Source organism: Achromobacter sp. DMS1 (assembly GCF_001270295.1).
This window is the reverse complement of record NZ_LHSJ01000225.1, coordinates 1-7,043: the sequence shown is the minus strand read 5'-3', so window position 1 is coordinate 7,043 and position 7,043 is coordinate 1. Positions and strand designations below refer to the sequence as shown.

At 67.5% G+C, this 7,043-nt stretch carries 9 protein-coding genes and 2 pseudogenes; 2 read left to right on the top strand and 9 right to left on the bottom strand.

All coding sequences use genetic code 11. The features are described 5' to 3' along the window. Positions 1-37: 37 nt before the first annotated feature. The 3 genes and pseudogenes from AD428_RS20455 to AD428_RS29740 form a co-directional block, all read right to left on the bottom strand. On the bottom strand, positions 38-385 hold the full coding sequence (locus tag AD428_RS20455) for a 4Fe-4S dicluster domain-containing protein (protein WP_053246400.1): 348 nt from the start codon (positions 383-385) through the stop codon (positions 38-40). 106 nt (positions 386-491) lie between these two features. Then, the gene (locus tag AD428_RS28410; protein ID WP_053246399.1) at positions 492-959 is read right to left on the bottom strand and encodes a helix-turn-helix domain-containing protein; all 468 of its coding nucleotides are present in this window, start codon (positions 957-959) and stop codon (positions 492-494) included. 115 nt (positions 960-1,074) lie between these two features. Continuing rightward, positions 1,075-1,437: pseudogene (locus AD428_RS29740) on the bottom strand (helix-turn-helix domain-containing protein); the annotation flags it as partial. Positions 1,438-1,572: 135 nt separating this feature from the next. Here AD428_RS29740 and AD428_RS20445 point away from each other — a divergent pair. After that, positions 1,573-2,538 (top strand): Bug family tripartite tricarboxylate transporter substrate binding protein, encoded by a 966-nt coding sequence (locus AD428_RS20445; RefSeq protein WP_082308517.1) that lies wholly within the window; start codon positions 1,573-1,575, stop codon positions 2,536-2,538. A 102-nt stretch (positions 2,539-2,640) separates the two neighbouring features. Here the strand turns inward: AD428_RS20445 and AD428_RS20440 are convergent, their stop codons facing one another. The 3 genes from AD428_RS20440 to AD428_RS20430 are packed head-to-tail and all read right to left on the bottom strand — an operon-like array spanning position 2,641 to position 4,436. Then, a complete protein-coding gene (locus tag AD428_RS20440) occupies positions 2,641-3,294 on the bottom strand; it encodes a DUF799 domain-containing protein (RefSeq protein WP_053246398.1) in 654 nt (217 codons plus the stop codon). A 5-nt stretch (positions 3,295-3,299) separates the two neighbouring features. Next, entirely contained in the window at positions 3,300-3,698 is a 399-nt protein-coding gene (locus tag AD428_RS20435) for a DUF4810 domain-containing protein (protein ID WP_053246397.1), read from the bottom strand. A gap of 60 nt (positions 3,699-3,758) precedes the next feature. After that, entirely contained in the window at positions 3,759-4,436 is a 678-nt protein-coding gene (locus tag AD428_RS20430; protein WP_082308516.1) for a CsgG/HfaB family protein, read from the bottom strand. A 398-nt stretch (positions 4,437-4,834) separates the two neighbouring features. Here AD428_RS20430 and AD428_RS20425 point away from each other — a divergent pair, with 398 nt between their 5' ends. Continuing rightward, positions 4,835-5,803, top strand: a complete 969-nt coding sequence (locus AD428_RS20425) for a helix-turn-helix transcriptional regulator (protein ID WP_235491027.1) — start codon at positions 4,835-4,837, stop codon at positions 5,801-5,803. On the opposite strand, the gene AD428_RS26425 is transcribed toward AD428_RS20425, so the two are convergent. The 3 genes and pseudogenes from AD428_RS26425 to AD428_RS29735 all read right to left on the bottom strand — a co-directional run. Then, the gene (locus AD428_RS26425) at positions 5,804-6,214 is read right to left on the bottom strand and encodes a hypothetical protein (protein WP_152968173.1); all 411 of its coding nucleotides are present in this window, start codon (positions 6,212-6,214) and stop codon (positions 5,804-5,806) included. A gap of 8 nt (positions 6,215-6,222) precedes the next feature. Continuing rightward, positions 6,223-6,720 carry an AAA family ATPase gene (locus tag AD428_RS25570; RefSeq protein ID WP_369798801.1) on the bottom strand — a complete coding sequence of 166 codons (498 nt, stop codon included), beginning with the start codon at positions 6,718-6,720 and terminating at the stop codon, positions 6,223-6,225. 35 nt (positions 6,721-6,755) lie between these two features. Further along, positions 6,756-6,899, bottom strand: a pseudogene (locus AD428_RS29735) (AAA family ATPase); the annotation flags it as partial. Between the last annotated feature and the right edge of the window lie 144 nt (positions 6,900-7,043).

Sequence of the window (7,043 nt, the reverse complement as noted above, 5' to 3'; positions counted from 1 at the left end):
CCCGGAACGGAGCAGCGCCGGCGAAGTCAGCACCCGCTCACCGCCGAGCGCAGAGCATGCGCTGCGGCAGCGGACGCACCCGGCTTTGCTCGATGCGCTCACGCGCCCCGTCGATGATGTCCCGGTACGAAACGCCGGCCGCGCAGGTGGACTCGCAAGACAGGCATGACAGGCAGCGGTCCAGATGCCGCACGGCGGTTTCGCTCGGCGGCGCATCGCTGCCCAGCATCTCGCGCGCCAGCGCGATGCGCCCCCGCGGCGAATCGAGCTCTTCTCCATCGAGCACATAGGTGGGGCAGACCGCAGTGCAGAAACCGAAATGCACGCAGGCGTCGGCGGCGGCGCGGACCTGGTCCTGGCGATGAATGGCGATGGTCTTGGGCATGGTGCGACAGAAGAAGCTGGCCGGTACGAACCGGGATGAAGCGCATTCTGTCGCGCGGCGCCGGCGCGGTCTGTGCCCAACGCGCCAGCGGATGCCGCCCAGAGCGTCAGGCGCCCGCCTGCCCTTGCCTGAGCAGATTCACCGGCAGCTCGCCATAGCGTTCGGAAAACCGCCGGGTGAAATGGGAGAGATTATTGAAGCCGCATGCGAACGCGGCTTCGCTCACGGTGCGCGCCTTGCCGGCGGCAAGAAGCTCGCGCGCGAGCGCGAGCCGCGTTTGCACGACATACGCCTCGAACGACTGCTGGGCGTGGCGGGCAAACAATCTGTGCAGCGTCCGGACCGAGATCCGGCACGCCGCCGCCGCCGACGCGGGCGACAGCCCCGGATCGGCGATCGCGGTATCGATGTGGCGCTTCACGCCCACGAACGACAGCTCGGTCGAAGGCGCCGCGGCCGCCGGCGCGCATTGCAGCGCAACGATCTCGGCCACCGTATCGAGCAGCGTATCGACCGTGCGGCTCTCCAGGGTCAGGCCGGTTTCGGTCAACAGGCGCATGGTCTCGGTCAGCACCGGCTCGACGCCATGCCGGCGGGCAGCCTGGCGGGTTCGCGCAGGCGCGCAGGCCCGGCGAGCGCGCGGCCAGCACGTGGCGCGGCAGCAACACCAGGCGGCGCGCGGTGGGCTCGGGAAAGTCGATATCGAACGCCGAGGAGGGGTCGAGCAGGCCGAATTCGCCGGGCTGCAGGCATACCTGCGTCTCCCCCTGCGACATGACGGCGCGTCCACGCACCTGCAGGCTGAGCATGAGGTGATCGCTGTCCCGGCGGCTGACATGCCGCTGGGAGCGCCGGATGCGATGCGGCGAGCTTGCAAAGTTGACCAGGCGCGCCTCGGTGCGCGTCTGGCTGGACATGGTGCCGGCAAAAGCGGCGCCAGGCTCGGCGCAGAACTCGGAATCCAGTACGCCGGCACAGACCGCGTCATGCCAGAACGCCAGCGCATGAGGGCCGTGGTCGAGGGTGCTCCAGTGATGCCATTCAGGTGCCATGCCGACTCCGGGCTGTCGCTGCCAGCAGCGTCGGCTGGCACGTTGAGTCGAGCCCAATATAGCCACGCGGTCCACAATGGGCCATCCGTGCATTCCCGAGTAAGCGCGCACGGCACTCAACGATTGGAGCGCGACATGAAACGGTATCTGTCCTGGTGGCTCGGCATGCTGATGGCGGCGCTGGCCTGTCACGCCGCGGCGCAAGACTATCCGGCGCGGCCGGTACGCATGATCGTGGGCTTTGCGCCCGGCGGCGGCAACGACATTCTCGCCCGCCTCATGGCGGAACAGCTCCAGCGCCGCCTGGGCCAGCCGTTCATTGTCGAGAACCGCCCCGGCGCCAGCGGCGCCATCGCCATCGGCGCCGTCAAGCGCGCCCCGGCTGACGGCTATACCCTGCTGGTAGGCCCGAGCAGCGGCATGACCGTCAACCCCGCTCTATACCGCGAGCTCGACTACGATCCCGTGGCCGATTTTGCGCCCATCTCGCTGGTTGGCGACATTCCCATGATTCTCGTCGTCAAGAAAGACAGCCCAGCCCGATCCGTCGGCGATCTTGCCGCGCTGGCCGGCAAGAACGGAAAACCCTTGTTCGCCGGGGCCGGCGCGAATTCTTTTCAATTGGCCACCGCCGTCTTCTCGAGCCGGACCGCCATACCCGCCGAAGTCGTCAATTACAAGGGCAACTCCGCGGTCGTCGCCGCGCTCCTGTCCAACGAAATCGACTTCGCGCTGGTCGATGCCGCCGCCGTCCTGCCGCAACTGCGAAGCGGCCATCTGCGCGCCCTCGCCGTCACGGGCGCCAGGCGCTTCACCCTGCTGCCCGACGTACCGACCGTTACCGAGTCCGGCGTCCAGGGTTTCGCCATGTCGTTCTGGTCGTCGCTGTATGCGCCGGCAGGCACCCCCGATGCCGTCGTCGCCACGCTGCAATCGGCCATCTCCGCCGCCCTGCGCGAGCCCGGCGTGGCCAGGCGGCTCCTGGAACTGGGCATCGAACCCGTCGGCAGTTCTTCCCAGGCGCTGGCGGAAACCATGGCGCGGGAGATTCCCCTGTACAAACAGGCGGCCAAGGCGGCGAACCTGTCATTGTCGCCATGATCCGCGCAGGCGCGGTCCGGCGCAGCGCCGGCCCCTGGTCCGCGAAAAGAAAGGGCCGCGCCCGCCGCGGCCCGGCCCTGCATGCGCACGTCGCGGCGCCTGCTACTGCGTCCCGTAATGTGGCGAGCGCGGCCCGTAGAGAATGCCGCCGGGCTGGCCGGCGCTGAGCAGCATGCTATTGGTGATGCCCGCCACCGCGTAGCTGCGGTCGGACAGGTTGTTGATGATCTGGTTGACCACCGCGTTGACCAGCATGCCGATCAGGCCGCCGCCGCCGCTGTCGCTGGCCTGCACCACGCGCTTGCCGCCCTCCCAGAGCTTGGCGCCGGTGCGCAGGTCCACCAGCGAGGCTTGGACGTCCACCGTCACGGTGGAATTGATCACCTGGTAGGTGCTGCCGTATTCCTTCACGGTCATGTAGATGGCCGCGTCGGCGCCGAAGATCTCGCGCAGCCTGGCCGGCGGCAGGTTCTGGATGTCGTCCGCGGTGTAGAGGCCGTTCTGCTTGAAGGTTTCGTCCATGACGCCCACGGGCACCACGTAGTAGCCGGACTCGGCCAGCGGACGCGTCGCCTGCGCGAGCACAGCCGAGGTGGCCGCCACGTCCACCGAGTTGTTCAGCGGCGGCAGCACCAGCAGCGAGGCCGGCTTGCTTTCGCGGAACGCGGTGTAATCGACGTTGGCTTGGGGCGCCGCGCAACCGGCGAGCGCCGCCGCCAGGGCCAGCGCCCCGGCTCGGATGATGGCTCGGATCATGGTGTTCAGGTTCCTTTCCGGGAAATGTCTGCGGAAGGTCTGGCGGGCGCTGCGGCCGGGGGCTGGGCGGCGGCGCTCTTGGCGCCGCCGGCGTTGCGCAGCAGGAAATCCATGAAAGGAGCGGCTTCGGGAAAGGCGGTTTTCTCGCCCTCGATCTGCGCCGCCGCCTTGTCGCCGTCTCCCATCTTCAGGTAGAGCATGCCGAGGTGGGCGCGGAAGCCCGGCGGCAGCACCTGGTTGGTGGCGCGCGCCGTTTCGATGTTCTTCTCCATGGCGAGCGCCTGCCCGGAATAGTCGGCGCCGTCTTCCTTGAGATAGGCGTAGAGGGCCGGCTGGTAGGCGTCCCAGGTGTACATGGGCTTGGGCTGGGCGCGCAGGCCGCCAGCAGCGCGGCGCGCCCGCAACCAGCGCCAGGCGCGCGGCGCGCCGGCAAGACTCGTGCTTGATGTGCATGGCCGGCCTCCTCAGCGCGCCGAGGGCTGCCAGGAGCCCTGTTCGATGCCGTCGACCAGGCGGTCCACCGCTTCGCGGATGGCCAGGTCCAGCACCTTGCCGTTGAGGGTGGAGTCGTAGCCCGCCGTGCCGCCGAAGCCCACGATCTCACGGTTGGAAAGGCTGTATTCGCCCGCGCCCGACGCCGAATAGACCACCTCGGAAGTCGTCACGTCGACCACGTTCAGGTCCACCTTGGCATAGGCCACCTGCTCCTTGCCGCGGCCCAGGATGCCGAAGAGCTGATGGTCGCCCGTGACCTTGCGCCCGAAGGCGGTCACGTCGCCCGTCACCACGTAGCGCGCGCCCTTGATGCGGTTGGCCTCTTTGTTGAAAGAAGCCTCCTGCTTGATTTCGGTGAGGTTCTCGCGGTCCATGACCTGGAAGCGGCCCGTGCGCTGCAAGTGGCTCACGAGTATCGTCTTGGCCTGGCCGCCCAGGCGGTCCACGCCATCGGAGAACACGCCGCGCAGATAGTTCGAGCGATTGTCGAACTTGCCCACGGAAATGGGGCTGCGCACACCCTGGTACGGCTTGGCGGCCGCGGCCACGGCCGGAACCGCCAACGCCTGCGAACGCTCGGTTGCGCAACCGGCAACCAGCGCCGCCATCAGGGCCATCGCCCCACCCTTTGCCACTGCTTTCAACATGGTTTTCTCCCAGCCCTTCCGAATCCGCCAGCCGCGGCCGGTTGCGGGCGCTTCTCCTGTGAAACGCATGGAGTATACATTTAAATACTAATTACACATTTTGAATTATAGTTTTCAGACTTAATTCGCCGCGGCAGGATTTTTCCGTCTTGTGCGGCGGATGGATTAATTGCGCGATTCAGTGCGCCGCTTGCGGGGCGAGTGTCGGGCGCGCCGGAGGTCGTTATTGGCGGTAACGGCACGAATCGGGCATTTTGTAGAGTCAAGAACCGCCGGATTGCATCCATATCCTTTCTCCCTGAATATCCATGTCACCCAGTCAAGCCGCCCTTCTGGATAATCTGCTGAAAATCCTCCCCTACGCTGCGGACGAGGAAGCCGGAAATTGCGGAATCAGCATGTCGGAAATCCGCGAGCGGCTCGCCCGCCTGCAGGATCCGGTGCCGCAGGACCGCCAGATACGCCGCGCCATGGAAAATGTCGACAGCATCGGATTCCATGGCGCCACGCGCGACCGGCGCTGGTACCGCACCATTGCGCGCAGCCAGTTCAGCATCCAGAACATGAACGTGAACATGGCCATGGCGATGTGCGCGCTGCGGGAAGTGGCCGAACGGTATCTTCCCGCGGTGGTCCTGGACGACCTGGCCGCCACGTTCGAGGCGGCGAGCGCCTACCTGGCGCGCCATCGGCCCCATGTGGATGGCGGCGACGCGGCCAACTGGTCGCGCAAGACCCTGCGCATAGACAGCACGCATCCCATGGTGCTGCCGCGTGTCGAACCCGAGGTTTACCGGCAGGTCACGCATGCGCTGTACTACGGCCGCAAACTGGGTTTTCGCAATACGCCGTTCGGCGAGAAACAGCCGAGTCCGCGCGCCTACGAAATGACGCCGCTGGGCATGGTCGACCGCGCCGGCGTGCTCTACATGGTCGCCTGGGGCCCCAGGAAACCCGGCCGCCGCTTTCTGTTCCGCATGGACAGGCTTTCCGAAGTCCGTCTGCTGGACGAACCCGCCGACCTCGATCCGGGCTTCGATCTGCGCGAGTACGCGGTAAAAGAAGAGGCGCTCAACTTCTACCCGGAAGACGAGATATGCCTCGTGCTGCGCGCGCACGAGCCCATGCTGGCCGACGGCAAGCCGCGGCGCCATCCTTTGCGCGAATTCTGGCTCGCCGCGGACCAGACGATCGAAGAAGCGGAAAACGGGTTCGTTCTCCACGCGCGCGTGCGGCCCTCCGTCATGCTCTGGCAATTGCTGCACGGCCATGCCTCGTCGATAGAAATTCTTCGCCCCGGCGCGCGCGCCCGCTTCGCCCGGGAAGCCCAGGCACTGGCGCGCGCCTATCTGCCCACCGATGCCTGATTAGGGCCAGGCCCGCGCCGCCAGCACGGGCAGCGCAAGTTCGGCGAGCGACGGAATGTGCATGACGTCCAGGCGATTCAGCGGCGTGGGGTTGGGGTTGGCCTGAACCACTCGCGCCCCGGCGGCCACGGCGGCATGCGCGATGTCGATTGCGCCCGGCGTCTGCAGCGAAGTGCCGGCGCACAAAAAGATGTCGCAGCGCGACGCCTCCGCCATGGCAAGCCGGCAAACGCCATCGGCCGCGGGCTCCTCGTGCCTGTGCTTGCCCGGCCGCAGCCTCGCTCCGCAGATCCGGCAAGCGGGTGGCGACACCGGCAGGCCGCAAGCCGGTCCCAATCCGGACCCCGTCATGACCACGACCCGCCTCGCCGCGCGCAGGCCCTCCACCGCTTCCGCAGGCAGCTCCAGCATGCGATACCTCATTGCGCCGGCCCTCCCGCATATGCCACAGCGCGCCTGCCGTCTGCGGGCGGCTTGAACGCGCACTCGGCGCGCAGGCGCCTGTACAGATCCCTGGCATCCCGGATCGGATGCAGCAACGATTGGCGACGCACAGCCGCGAAATCGCCCGGCGCGAGCCGGCCCAGTCCTCCCACCTCGTGCGGCGTTACCGTCTCTGCGCTCAGGCCCAGGCTGTGCGCAAGATCGTTGAACAAGGTCCAGGCATCCTCCTCGCGCAGATAACCGAAGCGGACCTTCAGATCGAAACGGCGCAGCGCCGCCAGATCGAGCAGGCCGTCGTAGCGGCTCGCCACCAATACGATGCCCTCGCAGGCATCCATGTGGTCCAGCAGCTCGCGCTGCACGCCGGCCCAAGGACCGTGACAAGCCCGCGCGCCCAGCAATGCATCGGCCTCATCGAAGAGCATGACCGCGCCCGCCTCGCCGGCCCGCGCGAACACGTCGGCCAGCCGCAGGCCGGAGCTGGCCGCCCGCGGTGCAGCAAATCCCGGACATCCTGGACGAGGAGCGGCCGGCCGAGTTCTTCCGCCAGCCAGTGCGAGAAGGCTGTCTTGCCCGTGCCCGAGGGCCCGTACAAGGCAAGATGGGCTCGCGCATGGCGCTTCAGGCCGTCGCACAGGCTGGACAACGCCACATCCGTATTCAGCACGCCCAGCCGGTAGGGTCCCGCGGGGGCCGGGGCTCGCGCATGGCGCTTCAGGCCGTCGCACAGGCTGGACAACGCCACATCCGTATTCAGCACGCCCAGCCGGTAGGGTCCCGCGGGGGCCGGCGACGA

What these genes read in the sequence shown, in the direction of transcription:
- AD428_RS20440 (WP_053246398.1), bottom strand. Translation starts at nt 3,294, where the DNA reads ATGATCCGAGCCATCATCCGAGCCGGGGCGCTGGCCCTGGCGGCGGCG.
- AD428_RS20430 (WP_082308516.1), bottom strand. Translation starts at nt 4,436, where the DNA reads ATGTTGAAAGCAGTGGCAAAGGGTGGGGCGATGGCCCTGATGGCGGCG.
- AD428_RS20455 (WP_053246400.1), bottom strand. Translation starts at nt 385, where the DNA reads ATGCCCAAGACCATCGCCATTCATCGCCAGGACCAGGTCCGCGCCGCC.
- AD428_RS26425 (WP_152968173.1), bottom strand. Translation starts at nt 6,214, where the DNA reads ATGCTGGAGCTGCCTGCGGAAGCGGTGGAGGGCCTGCGCGCGGCGAGG.
- AD428_RS20425 (WP_235491027.1), top strand. Translation starts at nt 4,835, where the DNA reads ATGTCGGAAATCCGCGAGCGGCTCGCCCGCCTGCAGGATCCGGTGCCG.
- AD428_RS20445 (WP_082308517.1), top strand. Translation starts at nt 1,573, where the DNA reads ATGAAACGGTATCTGTCCTGGTGGCTCGGCATGCTGATGGCGGCGCTG.